Annotated in this window: 17 protein-coding genes; 7 read left to right on the top strand and 10 right to left on the bottom strand. The window is 41.9% G+C overall.

What is annotated here, in order from left to right; all coding sequences use genetic code 11:
* Positions 1–147: 147 nt before the first annotated feature.
* Both brnQ and ACQKL6_RS11565 read right to left on the bottom strand, forming a co-directional pair.
* A complete protein-coding gene (gene brnQ / locus ACQKL6_RS11570) occupies positions 148–1,512 on the bottom strand; it encodes a branched-chain amino acid transport system II carrier protein (RefSeq protein WP_427651122.1) in 1,365 nt (454 codons plus the stop codon).
* Positions 1,513–1,545: 33 nt separating this feature from the next.
* Positions 1,546–2,526 (bottom strand): proline racemase family protein, encoded by a 981-nt coding sequence (locus ACQKL6_RS11565; RefSeq protein ID WP_427651121.1) that lies wholly within the window; start codon positions 2,524–2,526, stop codon positions 1,546–1,548.
* 245 nt (positions 2,527–2,771) lie between these two features.
* Here ACQKL6_RS11565 and ACQKL6_RS11560 point away from each other — a divergent pair, with 245 nt between their 5' ends.
* Positions 2,772–3,764 carry a proline dehydrogenase family protein gene (locus ACQKL6_RS11560; RefSeq protein WP_402987163.1) on the top strand — a complete coding sequence of 331 codons (993 nt, stop codon included), beginning with the start codon at positions 2,772–2,774 and terminating at the stop codon, positions 3,762–3,764.
* 83 nt (positions 3,765–3,847) lie between these two features.
* Here the strand turns inward: ACQKL6_RS11560 and ACQKL6_RS11555 are convergent, their stop codons facing one another.
* Positions 3,848–5,140 carry a sigma 54-interacting transcriptional regulator gene (locus tag ACQKL6_RS11555; protein ID WP_402987165.1) on the bottom strand — a complete coding sequence of 431 codons (1,293 nt, stop codon included), beginning with the start codon at positions 5,138–5,140 and terminating at the stop codon, positions 3,848–3,850.
* Between the two features lie 138 nt (positions 5,141–5,278).
* Here ACQKL6_RS11555 and pruA point away from each other — a divergent pair, with 138 nt between their 5' ends.
* Entirely contained in the window at positions 5,279–6,823 is a 1,545-nt protein-coding gene (gene pruA / locus ACQKL6_RS11550) for an L-glutamate gamma-semialdehyde dehydrogenase (RefSeq protein WP_427651120.1), read from the top strand.
* 162 nt (positions 6,824–6,985) lie between these two features.
* On the opposite strand, the gene ACQKL6_RS11545 is transcribed toward pruA, so the two are convergent.
* A complete protein-coding gene (locus ACQKL6_RS11545; protein ID WP_427651119.1) occupies positions 6,986–7,459 on the bottom strand; it encodes a DUF4306 domain-containing protein in 474 nt (157 codons plus the stop codon).
* Positions 7,460–7,478: 19 nt separating this feature from the next.
* Complete coding sequence (locus ACQKL6_RS11540; protein ID WP_402874078.1) at positions 7,479–7,760, bottom strand: hypothetical protein; 282 nt, start codon at positions 7,758–7,760, stop codon at positions 7,479–7,481.
* Between the two features lie 175 nt (positions 7,761–7,935).
* On the opposite strand from ACQKL6_RS11540, the gene ACQKL6_RS11535 reads away from it, so the two are divergent.
* A complete protein-coding gene (locus ACQKL6_RS11535; protein ID WP_402957273.1) occupies positions 7,936–8,592 on the top strand; it encodes a DUF6944 family repetitive protein in 657 nt (218 codons plus the stop codon).
* Here ACQKL6_RS11535 and ACQKL6_RS11530 read toward each other — a convergent pair.
* Complete coding sequence (locus ACQKL6_RS11530; RefSeq protein WP_402874072.1) at positions 8,589–8,996, bottom strand: VOC family protein; 408 nt, start codon at positions 8,994–8,996, stop codon at positions 8,589–8,591. The two genes, ACQKL6_RS11535 and ACQKL6_RS11530, sit on opposite strands and share 4 nt — an antisense overlap.
* A gap of 137 nt (positions 8,997–9,133) precedes the next feature.
* Between ACQKL6_RS11530 and ACQKL6_RS11525 the strand changes: the two genes are divergently transcribed.
* Complete coding sequence (locus ACQKL6_RS11525; RefSeq protein ID WP_427651118.1) at positions 9,134–9,895, top strand: YqjF family protein; 762 nt, start codon at positions 9,134–9,136, stop codon at positions 9,893–9,895.
* 130 nt (positions 9,896–10,025) lie between these two features.
* Positions 10,026–10,718, top strand: a complete 693-nt coding sequence (locus ACQKL6_RS11520) for a hypothetical protein (RefSeq protein ID WP_427651117.1) — start codon at positions 10,026–10,028, stop codon at positions 10,716–10,718.
* Between the two features lie 55 nt (positions 10,719–10,773).
* Here ACQKL6_RS11520 and ACQKL6_RS11515 read toward each other — a convergent pair whose 3' ends face one another.
* Genes ACQKL6_RS11515 through ACQKL6_RS11500 form a run of 4 tightly spaced genes read right to left on the bottom strand, consistent with a single transcriptional unit; the run spans position 10,774 to position 13,874 of the window.
* Entirely contained in the window at positions 10,774–11,949 is a 1,176-nt protein-coding gene (locus tag ACQKL6_RS11515; protein WP_403124751.1) for a hypothetical protein, read from the bottom strand.
* Positions 11,950–11,983: 34 nt separating this feature from the next.
* Positions 11,984–12,805 (bottom strand): hypothetical protein, encoded by an 822-nt coding sequence (locus ACQKL6_RS11510; RefSeq protein WP_403124754.1) that lies wholly within the window; start codon positions 12,803–12,805, stop codon positions 11,984–11,986.
* A gap of 8 nt (positions 12,806–12,813) precedes the next feature.
* Complete coding sequence (locus tag ACQKL6_RS11505) at positions 12,814–13,500, bottom strand: ABC transporter ATP-binding protein (protein ID WP_402987179.1); 687 nt, start codon at positions 13,498–13,500, stop codon at positions 12,814–12,816.
* The gene (locus ACQKL6_RS11500) at positions 13,497–13,874 is read right to left on the bottom strand and encodes a GntR family transcriptional regulator (RefSeq protein ID WP_402957265.1); all 378 of its coding nucleotides are present in this window, start codon (positions 13,872–13,874) and stop codon (positions 13,497–13,499) included. The genes ACQKL6_RS11505 and ACQKL6_RS11500 overlap by 4 nt, the downstream gene beginning before the upstream one ends.
* Positions 13,875–14,163: 289 nt before the next feature.
* Here ACQKL6_RS11500 and ACQKL6_RS11495 point away from each other — a divergent pair, with 289 nt between their 5' ends.
* Positions 14,164–14,508 (top strand): PadR family transcriptional regulator, encoded by a 345-nt coding sequence (locus ACQKL6_RS11495; protein ID WP_402987181.1) that lies wholly within the window; start codon positions 14,164–14,166, stop codon positions 14,506–14,508.
* On the top strand, positions 14,505–14,849 hold the full coding sequence (locus ACQKL6_RS11490) for a DUF1048 domain-containing protein (RefSeq protein ID WP_402957263.1): 345 nt from the start codon (positions 14,505–14,507) through the stop codon (positions 14,847–14,849). Before ACQKL6_RS11495 ends, ACQKL6_RS11490 begins: the two co-directional genes overlap by 4 nt.
* Positions 14,850–14,935: the final 86 nt, after the last annotated feature.

Genomic DNA, 14,935 nt, shown 5'->3' with positions numbered 1-14,935 from the left:
GAAAAAAGGATGAACGAAACTACTTTGCTGGCTAAGCCTTTTTTATGATATTCCATAGGCTTAACAACTTTCAAAGAACTGGAAAACCTCTACCCTGGCCACCAATCGATTGGCAAGAGTAGAGGTTTCGGTCTCATTTCACAAGGCTCACTTTGATAGTGTCGAGTTGTATTCCATCTCTACGTCACTATTCTTTTGAGACTTATTTTTAAAGAACATACCCACGATAAAGCCGATGATGCCGGTAATGATCCAGCCTGCGCCGTTCGTGAAAAATGGAATGAAAGAGAAGATGTCATTAATGGTTGAGGTAGCTAGATTCGCATCTTTAAGTGCATCCAAAATGGCGACAAATGTTACGCCCACGATGGTTCCGATATAAACCGATTGAGCTCCGCCAAATAGTTTGTCTAAGAAAACTAAAGCAATTAATGCGATAGCAATCGGATATAACAACATTAAGACCGGGGATGCCATGTTAAGAATCGTATTCAAGCCAAAGTTCGTGATGACCAAGCTCACGGCAGAAATCAGAATCAACCATTTTTTGTAGGAAATCGATGGAATGATCCGTTCAAAATATTCCGCCACGGCTGCAAGACAAGCAACATTGGTCGTAATGCCTGTCAGGAAAATGACCACACCGATTAAGTACAGGCCCACTTGCCCAAACAAAGACTTAGACGCCAATGCAATCAGTTCACCGCCATTTTGTTTATACCCGATGGCATCGACACTGGACGCACCGATCCAAGCCATGGAAACCTGCAATAAAATCAGGCCTATCAACGTGACGACCCCCGCTTTAATGAAGACCGAGGAAACTTCCTTAGCTGACTTCACCCCTAAAGCATCGACTGATTTGATGAAGATGCCGCCAAATACAAATGCCGCTAAAACGTCCATTGTGAAATAGCCTTGCGTAAAGCCTTTTAAAAAGGCAGCGGTTGACGTTTCATACCCAGCACCTGTTACAGGAGCATAAATCGAACCCATGGGCGTGAAGATGGATTTACCAACCAAGATCACAAGCAGAACCCCAAAGATTGGTGTGATCATTTTACCGAGTCGATCCACGAATTTGGAAGTTTCCCAGGATAAATAGATGGTTAGTCCAATGAAGATGATAGAGAAACCCAGTAAGAAAAATACGTGCATAGTAGATTGAGGAATCAACTGGCGAATGCCGATTTCATACACGACACTCGTTGTTCGGGGAATGACATATAAGGGCCCTAACGCTAGAAACAGAAGGACACTAAATACTAGAGCGAACTTGGGATGCACCCGGCTCGCCAATTTTTCGACGGTCCCGCCCCCTTTCGTTAAAGCAATGATTGCGAGAATGACCAAACCAACACCCGTGATGAGAAATCCACCCATCGCAATGATGGTGTTCGTACCGGCTTCTTGACCAAGAACCGGGGCGAAGATGACATTCCCAGCACCTAAAAACATAGCGAAAAGCATGAACCCAATGATAATAATCTGATAGTTTGATACCGATTTCATGGAAGCGCCCCCAATTATGTTATTGTAATAAAATTAAATAGAGAATCCTGTTTCATACACATCATGGTTCTGTAATACAAAAAGGTGTTCCCCAGTAATCCATGCTGATCCTGTAATCTCGGGGGTCACGGCTTCAATCCCCGCTACTTCTGTATGCTCGACTACCGTCCCTTTGAACTTCGATCCGATAATGCTTTCCTGAATGATTGATTCGCCCGCTTCCAGGTCCAAGGTTGCCATTTTCGCACAAGTTCCTGTCCCACAAGGTGAACGGTCTATTTGCCCATCACCGAATATGACAACATTCCGATAATGGTTAGGCCCTACCTTTTCGCTGATTTCTATTAAATCAACCGTATTGATTTCCGGCTTCAACGGATGTTCGATGGATAACTGACTGTTCAATTTATCGCGAATTTCCAAAGCCTTATGTATCATTTCGTTTTTATTTTCCAGTGAGATCTCTATTCCTAAATCATGAGCATTCACTATTCCAAAAAAACTTCCCCCAAATGCCACATCCACGTTTACCTGTCGATCATCTGACAGGTGAACAGGGGTTTCCTTGTAGAGAACGAATGACGAAACGTTTTGGAATGACACGCTTTCGACAACGTTATCTTTATACGTAATCAAGCACTCTATCAAACCTGCAGGCGTATCAATGAACACTCTATCTTTTTTAGGTATGAGCGCTTTCGTTAGACACATGGTTACAGTCCCAATCGTTCCGTGGCCACACATGTTCAAGTAAGATCCGCTGTCCATGAAGATGACGCCTATATCCGCCTTGGGATGTGTCGGTTTTGTTAGAATGGCTCCGAACATATCTTTGTGTCCACGCGGCTCATTCATCAGCAACTTGCGGAAATCATCAAAATGATCTCGCACATAATTCTTTTTATCCATCATGGTTTCCCCCATGATTTCAGGGAATCCATCGATGACAATTCGTGTAGCTTCCCCCATCGTATGCGTGTCGATTGTTTGAATTTGTACGTTATAATTCTCCATCGCTACCCCCTATATTTTACAAACATGAAATTAATACACATCATAATTCATAAATAGTTTTTTGAAAAGACAGAAAATAAAGATGTTTATATTTTGAATACCTGGAAAATATTTATTTTTCCTTGAAAACCCTTTATTACCAAAGCTTATTTTCAAAGTTTCACAGAAAAAGAAAAAAAATGATTTGATTTTCTTGAAAAAATATTATAATCTTCAAATAATTTCATAATTTAGGGGGCAATCACATGATTTTACGTGATTTTTTTATTCATCTGTCAGAAAATAAAACCTTGAACAGCGCTGCACAACGGTATGGGTTAAAGCTTGGGGCACAAAGTGTGGTCGCAGGGACGAACATTGAAGAAACGATTCATACCATCAAACATTTAAATCAACAAGGTATTTCCTGTACAGTAGATAACCTTGGTGAATTTGTATTCGAAAAAAGCGAAGCGACGGCAGCAAAGGAACAAATCATCAAGGTAATCGAAGCCATTCATGAAAACCAGGCAGATGCACATATATCCCTCAAACCATCACAGCTTGGTTTAGATATTGATTATGATTTTTGTCTTCAGAATTTATTAGAAATCGCTGAAAAAGCGAAGGAATATAATATTTTCATCAATTTCGATATGGAAAATTATGAACGCTTACATCCCTCATTCGATTTGATGGAAACGGTCCAAGAACACTTTGGTAACGTAGGGACCGTCATTCAGGCTTACTTCCACGAATCGATGGAGAATATCGAGCGATTCAAGGATTACCGTTTACGAATTGTAAAAGGAGCCTACAAAGAACCTGAAACGATTGCGTATCAAAGTAAAGAGGAAATCGATAAACACTATATCGACCTGATTGAATACCACTTATTGCACGGAAAATTCACATCGATTGCGACACACGATCATCGTGTCATCAACCATGTTAAGAAGTTCGTCATCCAAAATAATATCCCTAAAGAAAAATTCGAATTCCAAATGCTTTATGGCTTCCGTAAAGAATTACAGCTAGAGCTTGCAAAAGAAGGATATAATTTCTGTACATATGTCCCATTTGGCGCCGATTGGTATGGATACTTCATGAGACGACTGGCCGAAAGACCTCAAAACCTGACATTGGTCACAAAGCAAGTCTTCAACAAGAAAACAAATATCGGAATCAGCGTAGCGACCGGAGCATTTATACTGGGCCGACTTTCAAAAAGACGTTCAGTTAAGCAAAAAACACGATAAGGCAAACTGGATGATTCCCGTTGTTTTCGGGAGTCATTTTTTTATACAGGAAAACCCGAATGAACATCATTCGGGTTTTCCTGTTACTCATTGAATTTTTTGAGGCGGTATTGCAGGCTTTGCCTCCGAAGGCCAAGTGCTTTTGCCGTTTGCGAAACGTTGCCATCGAACATTTTCAAGGCATTTTGGATATAGTACTCTTCGACTTCGTTCATGAATACGCTTAATGGACGAATATCTTTTTCATTTTCCGCTACAAACATGTTCCCCGTCGTATCGGAAAGCTCCTCGCTTTGGATCTTCCACCTGAAATAAATCGGCAGCATATCAAAATCAATGGATGTTTCATTCGTCATCGTACTGGTTATATCATCCAGCAATACTTCTAGCTCTTTTAAATTTCCTGGCCAATCATAATCGAGAAAGATCTGTTCCACTTTAGCTGAAAGCCCTTGGATCCGGCTTCCGGTATTATTGCGATAGCGCTTAAAGTAGTCCGATATAAATGGCTTAATATCTTCTTTTCGATCACTTAATGCGGGGACATTTATACAAACCGATGCAAAGAAGTAATATAAATCCTTGGAAAGCTGCCCTTTCTCGATCAAATCAATCGGGTCTTTTCCGACGCTTGCTATAAAAACGTGACTCTCAAGATGTTCCATGAACAGATTAAGAATCCTTTCCTGACCTTCAAGGGAAAGGTATTCCACACGCTCACAAAAAATCGTGACCTGTTCATTTTTATCGATTTGCTGCTTCAGCTGGTCGATCAACGCTTGTTCATCATTCCGGCAAATCAGTGTAATGAAATGATCATTTTCAGGGTTCAAATCATGATGGATCCCTTCTGCAATCATGTCCTTTCCCGTCCCGGACTCCCCATAAAGCAAAACAGGCATCCTCGTTTTGGCAGCCATCTTGGCCCGTTCGATCACCCCTGCCATAAGTGGGGAAACAGCTGTAATGATATCGAATGTGAGGGGTTGCCCATACCGCCGCAATGGTTGATAGGCCATTAATTCCCTCTCGGTAATATCCTTCGATATCTCGACAGCGCCAATCAATTCATCGTCTTTTTTAATCGGCAGAATATCGGAAATCGTCACAATTTCCTGACCGACACGATTCCAGAAATTCATTTTGTAGTTCTTAATCGGCTCACATGTTTTCAGGACCCGATAAAGATGGCTGTCATTAATTTTAGCGATCATTTCTTGCTCGAATTGATCTTCCTCAAGCGAATGAATCCCTTTTAGCTCCCGCATTTTTGCATTATAGATCACGGTTTTCCCCTGAGCATCCACGGCGTGTATTCCTGCTGAAATATTGTCCGTGATATATTTATAAATCTCGTGCAAATCTTGCTGTTTCATTGGAACACCCCTTTTGAATTTTTGTAAATTTTCGGAAAAGTTATTGTAATATGCCAAAAAATGTTGCATTATATATATATTAACAATAACATAAGTGCACAATTATTTGGCACCCGTGATTATAAGGAGGATATTAAATTGATTCCATACACAACTGAACAACTAACTGACTTTTCAAAAAAGGAAAACCAACAAGCTTACACTGAGGCCATTCAAAAGGTTCAAAGTGAACTTGGAAAAGATTATCCATTAGTTATTGGTGGGGAACGCATTACTACTCATGATAAAATCACTTCTTACAATCCGGCTAAAAAAACCGAAGTCGTAGGCACTGTATCTAAGGCAAACAAAGAACTGGCTGAAAAAGCGATGCAAGTTGCCGATCAAACATTCAAAACTTGGAGCAAAGTAAAACCTGAAGTTCGGGCTGACATTCTATTTAAAGCAGCTGCGATTACAAGACGTCGTCGTCATGAAATGTCTGCAATCATGACAATCGAAGCAGGTAAACCATGGGTGGAAGCAGATGCTGACACAGCGGAAGCCATTGACTTCATGGAATATTATGCACGTCAAATGCTCGAAATGAAAGACGGAAAACCAGTAAAAAGCCTTCCAGGCGAATATAATAAATTTGGCTATATCCCACTAGGTGTCGGTGTCATCATTTCACCATGGAACTTCCCATTTGCAATCATGGCCGGGACAGCCGTGGCAGCAGTGGTTACAGGGAACACCATCTTACTGAAACCGGCATCCACAACACCAATCATTGCGTATAAATTCATCGAAATCCTTGAAGAGGCCGGCCTTCCAGCTGGTGTCGTGAACTACATCCCAGGACCTGGTGGTGAGGTTGGCGATTACTTAGTCGATCACCCACGCACTCGCTTCATCAGCTTCACTGGTTCACGCGATGTCGGTTTGCGCATTAACCAACGCGCGGCAGCCGTAAACGAAGGACAAATTTGGATCAAGCGCGTCATTGCCGAAATGGGCGGGAAAGATACCATCGTCGTCGACAAAGAGGCCGATCTTGAATTGGCTGCACAGTCCATCGTTAAATCCGCGTTCGGCTTCAGTGGCCAAAAGTGTTCTGCATGCTCACGGGCCATCATCGTCGAAGATGTTTACGATACCGTGTTGGACCGGGTGGTTGAATTGACAAAAGAACTAACCGTCGGAGATCCGACCGACCATAATAACTTCATGGCTACCGTCATTGATGATAAAGCCTTCAAAAAAGTGACAAGCTACTTTGACATCGCAAAAGAAGAAGGCCGCATCCTAACGGGTGGTGAAGCGGATGATTCAATCGGCTACTTCATTCAACCAACTGTTGTCGCAGATGTAGCACCAAGAGCACGCTTGATGCAAGAGGAAATCTTCGGTCCAATCGTCGCCGTTTCCAAAGCAAAAGACTTTGACGAAGCTCTAGAAATCGCCAATAACACAGAATACGGTTTAACGGGTGCAGTCATTTCAACAAACCGTGACCATATCGAACAAGCACGCGAGGACTTCTTCGTAGGGAACCTATACTTTAATCGTGGCTGTACAGGAGCAATCGTTGGGTACCAACCGTTCGGAGGGTACAATATGTCCGGAACTTGTTCAAAAGCAGGCGGCCCTGACTTCTTGACGTTGCATATGCAATCCAAATCAGTATCTGAAAAATTGTAAGAACCTCTAGTCCATGTCGAGTTTCTTCCTATTATATAGGAAAGATAAAATCATGAGCCACAAAAAAGGAACAGCCCTATTAATGCGGGCTGTTCCTTTTTTGTGGCTCATATATTCCGAGTTTCTTCTATATATATATTCAAATTCATAGAGTACCTATAACTAAGCCACTCTTTTGGATGTGGGTGTCCATTTAAAGTAGTACAACGCTCCGAGCAAGATGGACACTATACCCAAGATTAGAGAAATCCCCTTGAAGAAATGGCCCCCAACCGTCGGTGAACTCCAAATCAAACCGCTCATGAGCAGCAATAAAACGCCCAGCCCAGTTAGGAAGAAAGCCGATTTTTTCTGGCTTCCTTTACTTACTGTAAGGCCCGTTAGCGTGACTAGATATAATAGTGTCAACATCATAAGTGCCGGGAACAACGGCCTGAACTTGGCCGCGTACACAAAATGGTCCAGATTGGAAATATCCTCCGGGCCTTCAACTTGAGTGTGTAATAGCTCCGAAAAAGGCGTCGAATATTCCCACTCCCATGGATTGTCCAAGATTTCGCTTCCTTCATACCACGCACAAAACGTGAAAATCATAAGGAACAGCATCGCCATTATGACCTGTATTGCACCCTTCATCGTCATGTCCCCTTCCCTCTTACATGGTCGTATACATATAAACCAATAAGAACCAAACCAAAGCATATCCGAAATCAAGCAGATAGACTTTCCTTTTTTCCTTTTGTAAATAGCTTTCCATTCCATCTATAATCGAACTTATACCCGCTAATAGGAAAATCAGCTTTAAGTAAAAGAAATCTTTTCCGTTGATGATTGCCATCACTAAAAGGATGATCATCGCTACCGCAATCATCGTATGAAGGATCATATTCGCTTTTGTTCTTTTCGCATTTCCTCTCTTTATAAAAAATATCCCCATTTGAACCCCCGCCTACATGGTTAATAACATTCTTATTTTTTATTAAAAGGTAAATAACTCCTCATCCAGTTTAACATAAACATCCAAATTATATGATATTCCCCATCGTTCACCTGTACATAAATGTACTTCCCCGAATACCATAAGGTAACTTCTTGTAAGGGGCGTTCGGACTATGGGTACAAGCGGAGAAGACCTCCTTATCACGGGAGCTTGGTTATTGGGGATCGGCACGGTTGTTGAAGCCATCGGGCAAACCCAGCAAACATTGACAGGCACGGATTTGGGCAAGGATTTGATTATTAAGGGGAATGGAATCGAGGCGGTCGGCAATTCACTTCAGGCAATCGCTAGGACAAAATTGTTCAACCCCGAGGAGTATCCGCTATCGCAACTATATTATATTTTCGGCGAATGGGTTGAAGCCGCGGGAAATACGGCAAATTCTGTAGGTATCAGTATTGAACTGAGTGGTGAAGAGGAAGAAGGCTTAAAAATCGATACACTCGGTAGTGGCATCCAAGGCCTCGGTGCTGCTTTCGAGGCAGTCGCAGCATACATTGCCGAAGAATCGTCATTCAAGTCTCTCGATATTACAGGAAATAGCCTCGTATCATTAGGCTCATTCCTCGACGCCATCGGCAATATTTTCATTTTACAGGATAGCAGGGAAATCGGTGAAATGATTCTATTAGTCGGTGCCTGGCTCCAAGTGATCGGTGCCTTCATCTTGATTCGTGCCGTCACGATGGAAGTGGAAGCGGATAATGCCCCCGAAAATGGAGGCGATAATCCTTATTCGTATCACCACTATCATTTTGCCCATCCCTAAAGGGATTCAACAGGAGCAACCAATTCCACTTTCAATCTATCGGGATCCTCGAAGAATACAGCATAATGATCCTTCCCACCAGCGAACGGATGCCTGTCGGGATAAAGAATGCGCATGCCCTGCTGTTTTAATTTATGTGTCATCTCATCCACTTCCTGGCGTGAGCTTGCATGAAAGGCTAGATGATTAAGCCCCACTCTTCCCCTATGAAAGGGAATTTCGAGAAAACGCTTCTCTGCTTGGACAAACACCACATACAGATCATCGATTCTCCAGCTCCTCCCCCCATCCCATTCCTGGAAAGGACGATACCCTAGCTCTTCCAAAAACCAACTCCAAAATGTCACGGTTCTTTCCAAGTCGGATACATTTATTTCGATATGATGAATGAAACCTTTTGACATGTGCCCACCTCCTTTGTTTTATATCGAAAACGGGTTCATTTTGATATACTACCAGTAACTGGTTTATTTTAGCATAAAAGAAAAGAATAGATGCTTGCAACAGATTTAAACCAGCCGTGAATAAGGAGGAGAACAACATGAAAGACCAACCTAAACACTTCTTTGATAACCAATGGGACGATAGCCATCGTTCTTGGTCATTGCCAAGATTACCCTGGACGATGAAACAGACATGGAATGATCTATTGTTTGCCCATTATCCAATAAAGATCGACGTCTTGCGAAAGTTAGTACCTACCGTGCTGCCGATAGATTCTTTTGATGGCATGGGGTGGATAGGCGTCGTTCCGTTTCATATGACTGACATCCGCTTAAGAGGGCTACCTCCCGTTCCAGGCACGGACCGGTTTCCTGAACTCAACGTCCGGACTTATGTCACGGTGGATGGAAAACCGGGGGTGTACTTCTTTAGCCTGGATGCGTCCAATATGCTTGCGGTCAAGACTGCCCAAACTGTATACCACTTGCCATATAAGTTTGCCGATATGAATGTGCAGCGCAGCGGTGATGTCATCGATTATAAAAGCAAGAGAAGAAACGGCAATCAAACATTCGAGTGTACATACAAACCAACCTCAGAACCGTATCTTGCCGAAAAAGGTTCTTTCGATGAATGGCTTACAGAGCGTTATTGCCTATATACACTAAACAATAAAGGAGTGCCGCTTCGCTGCGATATCCTGCATAAACCCTGGCCACTCCAGCATGCTGAAGCGGATATCAGACAGAACACGATGCTGACCAACCAAGGCATTCATGTTGAAAACGACAAGCCCATCTTGCATTTTGCAAAAACATTGGAAGTCCGGATGTGGCCATTAGTCCGTGCGACCGACTAAATGATGGGATATAGCCATTTTATCGGTCAATGTTGAGCATTTATCGGTCAAAATTGGAATATATCGGTCAATTGCCCCTATTTATCGGTCAAAATCGGCATTTTATCAGTCTACAAACGGAGGTGTCATGATGAAAAAATGGATAGGGATGTTGGCATGCAGTTTATTCCTTGTCTCTTGTAATGCTCAAGAATCAATCATTGAGTGGGTCGATTTCGTTAAAATCAATGGCAAACAGTATGAAGGGGTCCATTCCGCTTTCCTTGCCGATTCCACTTCTATCGGGGAAAAGATAGGAGAAGTGAAGTTCAGAGTCGCGGATCATGTATCCGATGTCGATTACAAGACGAAAGAAGGTGACGCCGCATTCTGGGAAAAGGGTACGGAGGTCTTTTCCGTACAAGGCAAGCCTGAATTTGCTGCTATTCAGTCAAAAGACGAGATCAATGGGTATGCAATCTATCATGAAGTTACGGAGAATCAAACATTCCGGGGCAAATACGAAGACATCGATGAAGAATCGATCAATCGAATAGATATATATAAAGAGGATAAAGATAATCATCCTGTACTGACCCATTCATTATCGGATAAACATGAGATACAAGCTATGACCCTGATACTTAACGAAGGAAAGACGAACGCCAGCTTTAATCCGAATACCAGCCAAGGAGACCCGACTGGCTATCAACTCGCATTCTATACCGAAGAACCGATCGCCTATACGTTCCCCTTATTTTTCGATGGGGAACAATGGTATTGGATACCATGGGATACCGTTCTTTTATCAGATAATGTTGAGAGATTCATAACGGAAAAATAGAAGACTTATAAACCTGAAAAACTCCCCTTCTTCAAGGGGAGTCGCGGCATGGATTTTATTTGATAATTACATCATGCAATTGAATGAGATAGTTCTTATCTTTCTTTTGATCGTGCGAATCCTTCACCAATTTGCCTCTATAGAGCGTCTTTCCTGTTTTCGCATCGACAATCAGCAATTCATCTGCGGTAATGGCAAAGATGCGTCCATCCTTTATCTCAGTGAAATCAACAGATCCCGGTTTGTAGTCATTTATTACTTTCTGTTTATCGATATCGAAGGTGAGGATATGCATCATCCCTTCCTCCCATCCTGTCACGTAGAGAGTCTCCCCATCAACGGAAAAGTCACTTTCCACAGATTCAAAGGTGATATCCTTTTCATTTGGAATCTTGATTTTTTCCAGTTTCTTCGTGTCATAATGATACGCGTAAAGAGAGCTTTCCCTTTTTTTCTCCGTGAATCCTCCCTCTTCACTATACCTGCCTTTTACTAACGCCAGTAAGAACACATGATTGGCCATCCCTCTATCGACTTTTGACGGCATGGCGAAATGTCCTTCATTGGATGAATCAAATGTTTCGGACAAAAGTGTTTCATCAGCCACCACTTTTTTACCGGCTAAATCGATGGTATAGAGATGGATTTCATCTGTATCTTTTTCATTGTCTGTTTTCACATCATTTTGAGTAAGGATTTGTAATTTCGATTGAACGAATTGGACATCCCTGACTATGATGTTCTCGTATTTTGCTTGTTCTGGGACGTCTATTTCAAAAGACTTTTCTTCCTTGTTTTTCTTTGCCAAACTATCAATAATAAAATTCAAGCTATACTTTCCATTCTTATCATCGCCATTCATGGTTACGATCGTCAGATTATCTTGATCTTCATAATAGGTTTCAATAAATGCTTTACCCCTCATGAATGAACGGTACTCTTTCACTAACCGGTTATAGTTGGGGTCGTAGTAACCGAGTAGGTTTTCATAATACGACCGTTCTTTTTCATATTTCAATTGATTGGATTCCAAACGAAAGGATTCATTTGAACTTCCCTCTTCATACATTCCGCTTACAAGGACGGATTCTAATTCTGTTTCGTCACCTTCGATTGTTTTAAATGTAAGTTTGGGAAGGTTTGAAGCGTAAGAAGTTACTTGAGCATAATACGTTCCGATGCTAAGAATCATAACGACGACGATGAGGATGCTGCTGATATATCGTTTCACCCTGTTCACTCTCCTTATATTAGTTGGTGGGACTTTATACGGTTACACGTTTCTTTAACAACCAAGAGCCAAGCCAGATGGAGACGGCTGTAATGATAATCCCCAAAGCGATTAAACTACCGAAGATTTCTGATGGATAAAGAGAGATTCCGTTAGAACCATTCAGCCAAATAGGCGATAGAAACAATGCGCCCGCGAGTACGGAATAGATAATACCTAGCACAATCCCCTTGATCCGGTAACTTCTTTCCAACATGATGGCTGTGAACAGGACAAACAGGATCATCAGCCCGATTCCATAGGAAATGATAAATTGAGTGAACGAGTTAGGAATGATGAGCGCTAACACTGGTTTGGATTCAAGGATGGTCATCACACTCATTTTTGCGGTTAGGAACACTTCCGGCATCATGGAATTGAACAGAGCATTCTCCATCGGCAGGATGATCAATTGTAAGGCAATCAGTCCTAATACCATTAAGAAAATCGCTGTAGCTTTGGATAAATAGAGAGATAATCTCGTAGTCGGCAGCATCAACAGGCGATAAATAAAAGTATTTTTCCCGAACCAATCACGGTACCAAATTAGAAAGATGTAGAATATAAGGGCAACGGCACACAACGCAATCGGTCCTAAAAACCAGAGCGACCCTGAAACCAAGTTAAAGTTCACTCCGCCATACACTTCTAAATAAGTAGCTTCGGTCAATTTTTCTTCTAACATGGTTTGATCAGTTTTATTTAAGAATCCTTGTACTTTAATGATCACGCCTACAAATTGCGAAAGAATCGTGATCAACAACAATGAAAAATAGATTTTACTAAAACGGTTGATTTCGAAATTGACTAGCTTCATATAACGCATCATCCTTGATACACCTCTCTCATTACATCGACTACTGATTTTCCTTCCTCTTCACGCATATCTTCCGTATTGAACTCTTTCAATACATTTCCGTTTCCAAGTAAGATGACCTTATCGATTAAATGTTCAATATCACCGATTTCATGGGTCGTGATGATAACTCCCCTGTCCTCGATCAAGTGACTGGCAAATACGTCGGCAATTTGTTCCCGGCTAAACATATCGATGCCGGAAAATGGTTCATCCATTAGCACGTAATCCACATCAAGAGACAGACCCAGCATCAGGTTGACTTTCGCCGTGTTCCCTTTTGATAAATCTGATATCCTTGTGTTTTCCTCCAGTTTGAAAAAATCCAGCAACTCATTGGCTCTTGACTGATTCCATGTTGTATAGAAATCGTTCATGAAAACCATCGCCTGCTTAATCGTCATTTGCGGAAGCATAATCGGAGCGTCCGGAATGAAGGTAATCTTTTCATATCGGTCTGTATCCAGTTTTTCATTATCAATCAGAATTTCCCCGCGATATGGCGTCAATCCCATAATGGCCTTCAACGTCGTGGTTTTCCCTACACCGTTTATCCCGATCAGGCAGGTGATTTCCCCTTTCTTCGCGGTAAAAGACATACCATCCAAGATTTTCTTACGGCCGTACTTCTTAGAGATTTGCTTCACTTCGATCATTTCTCTTCCCCCTCTTTTACATATTTATCTTTCACGACCTGAAGTAGCTCATCAACCGGTACATTAATGGGACGAATGGCCTCTACAAAAGAATCGACCGCAGCAAGAATAAGCTCCTGTCGGACATCATGTAACATCTCTTCATTCGTAGTGATTCGACTTGGGAAATTTCTTTCAGTATGAATCAAACCTTGTTCCTCCATTTCTTTATACGCCTTTTGAGCCGTATTCGGATTAATATTCAATGTTGCCGCCAATTCCCGGCGTGAAGGGATTTCCTGTCCCGCAACTAACTCTCCAATGGCCATCTGTTCTTTGAAATGCCTCACCACTTGCAAATAAACCGGCTCACGGGCATTAAACGAAACGTTCATTAAACCACCCCTATATTTAATAAAAGATCTGATAATCACACTTGGACTCAAGTGTATGTATTAAGTGGTTCATACACCTTATGTATGTACTATACCCGTAATACACTTCAGCTGTCAATATCGTTTTAAAAAATATTTCCATTTTATGATGAAGACGATTCCTCCAAAAATACTCTATAGATAAATGGAAGGCGATTGACAAATCACTACCATGTGATACTATGTACTAGTAGTAAGTATTACTAAATAGCGTATAAAATCCAACAACAAACATATGGGGTGAATTCTTTTGGAGAATCTGACAGAAATGCTGAAAGGGGTGCTTGAAGGTTGTGTGCTTGAAATCATCAGCCGGGGCGAAACGTATGGCTACGAAATTACACAGCAACTACAAAAACTTGGCTTCGTCGATGTAGTGGAGGGCACGGTTTATACGATTACGATGAGGCTTGAGAAGAACAATCTGGTAGACATCGAGAAAAAGCCATCCACGATGGGACCACCAAGGAAATTTTACACCCTCAATGCAGCGGGTCAAGAAAAGCTTCAAGTTTTCTGGACAAAATGGGCATTCATTTCAAGTAAACTGAATGAACTTAAAAACTTACCGATTGAAAGGGGAGACGCAAAATGAGTTTTTTTGAAAAAATAATGGGAAGTTTTGATGAAAAGAGAGAATGGAAAGCGATGGAGGCGCGTGCGAAGGCTCTTCCTAGTGAATACCATAACGCTTACAAAGCGATCCAAAAGTATATGTGGACTGCTGGCGACAGCCCCACCGATTGGGAGGGTACCAATCGTATTTTTTCCGGTATTCTCGATCTTTTCGAGGAAGGTGCAGCGGAAAGCAAAAAAGTCACTGACCTGACAGGTGAGGACGTGGCTGCCTTCTGTGACGAACTAGTGAAGGATGAGCAAACTTGGAAGGATAAGTATCGTAAGAAATTGAACGATACCATCGGACGTATTGATTGAATCTATTTGAAGGATAAGAAGCAAACAATTTTAAAGAGCCTCGCTACGTAGAATGTAGAAGGCTCTTATTATTTTCGAAAAATGTC

Source organism: Peribacillus sp. NPDC097197 (genome assembly GCF_050278025.1).
In the GTDB taxonomy this organism is placed as follows: Bacteria; Bacillota; Bacilli; order Bacillales; family DSM-1321; genus Peribacillus.
Note: the sequence above shows the minus strand (reverse complement) of the source record. Positions and strands in the feature narration are given on the sequence as shown.

Bases quoted from the DNA above. Each gene is read 5' to 3' on its own strand.
- ACQKL6_RS11545 (WP_427651119.1), bottom strand. From the start codon at position 7,459: ATGAAGGGTGCAATACAGGTCATAATGGCGATGCTGTTCCTTATGATT.
- brnQ (WP_427651122.1), bottom strand. From the start codon at position 1,512: ATGAAATCGGTATCAAACTATCAGATTATTATCATTGGGTTCATGCTT.
- ACQKL6_RS11565 (WP_427651121.1), bottom strand. From the start codon at position 2,526: ATGGAGAATTATAACGTACAAATTCAAACAATCGACACGCATACGATG.
- ACQKL6_RS11555 (WP_402987165.1), bottom strand. From the start codon at position 5,140: ATGAAACAGCAAGATTTGCACGAGATTTATAAATATATCACGGACAAT.
- ACQKL6_RS11520 (WP_427651117.1), top strand. From the start codon at position 10,026: ATGAAAAAATGGATAGGGATGTTGGCATGCAGTTTATTCCTTGTCTCT.
- ACQKL6_RS11525 (WP_427651118.1), top strand. From the start codon at position 9,134: ATGAAAGACCAACCTAAACACTTCTTTGATAACCAATGGGACGATAGC.
- ACQKL6_RS11560 (WP_402987163.1), top strand. From the start codon at position 2,772: ATGATTTTACGTGATTTTTTTATTCATCTGTCAGAAAATAAAACCTTG.
- ACQKL6_RS11500 (WP_402957265.1), bottom strand. From the start codon at position 13,874: ATGAACGTTTCGTTTAATGCCCGTGAGCCGGTTTATTTGCAAGTGGTG.
- ACQKL6_RS11490 (WP_402957263.1), top strand. From the start codon at position 14,505: ATGAGTTTTTTTGAAAAAATAATGGGAAGTTTTGATGAAAAGAGAGAA.
- ACQKL6_RS11510 (WP_403124754.1), bottom strand. From the start codon at position 12,805: ATGAAGCTAGTCAATTTCGAAATCAACCGTTTTAGTAAAATCTATTTT.
- ACQKL6_RS11530 (WP_402874072.1), bottom strand. From the start codon at position 8,996: ATGTCAAAAGGTTTCATTCATCATATCGAAATAAATGTATCCGACTTG.
- ACQKL6_RS11540 (WP_402874078.1), bottom strand. From the start codon at position 7,760: ATGGGGATATTTTTTATAAAGAGAGGAAATGCGAAAAGAACAAAAGCG.
- ACQKL6_RS11505 (WP_402987179.1), bottom strand. From the start codon at position 13,500: ATGATCGAAGTGAAGCAAATCTCTAAGAAGTACGGCCGTAAGAAAATC.
- ACQKL6_RS11535 (WP_402957273.1), top strand. From the start codon at position 7,936: ATGGGTACAAGCGGAGAAGACCTCCTTATCACGGGAGCTTGGTTATTG.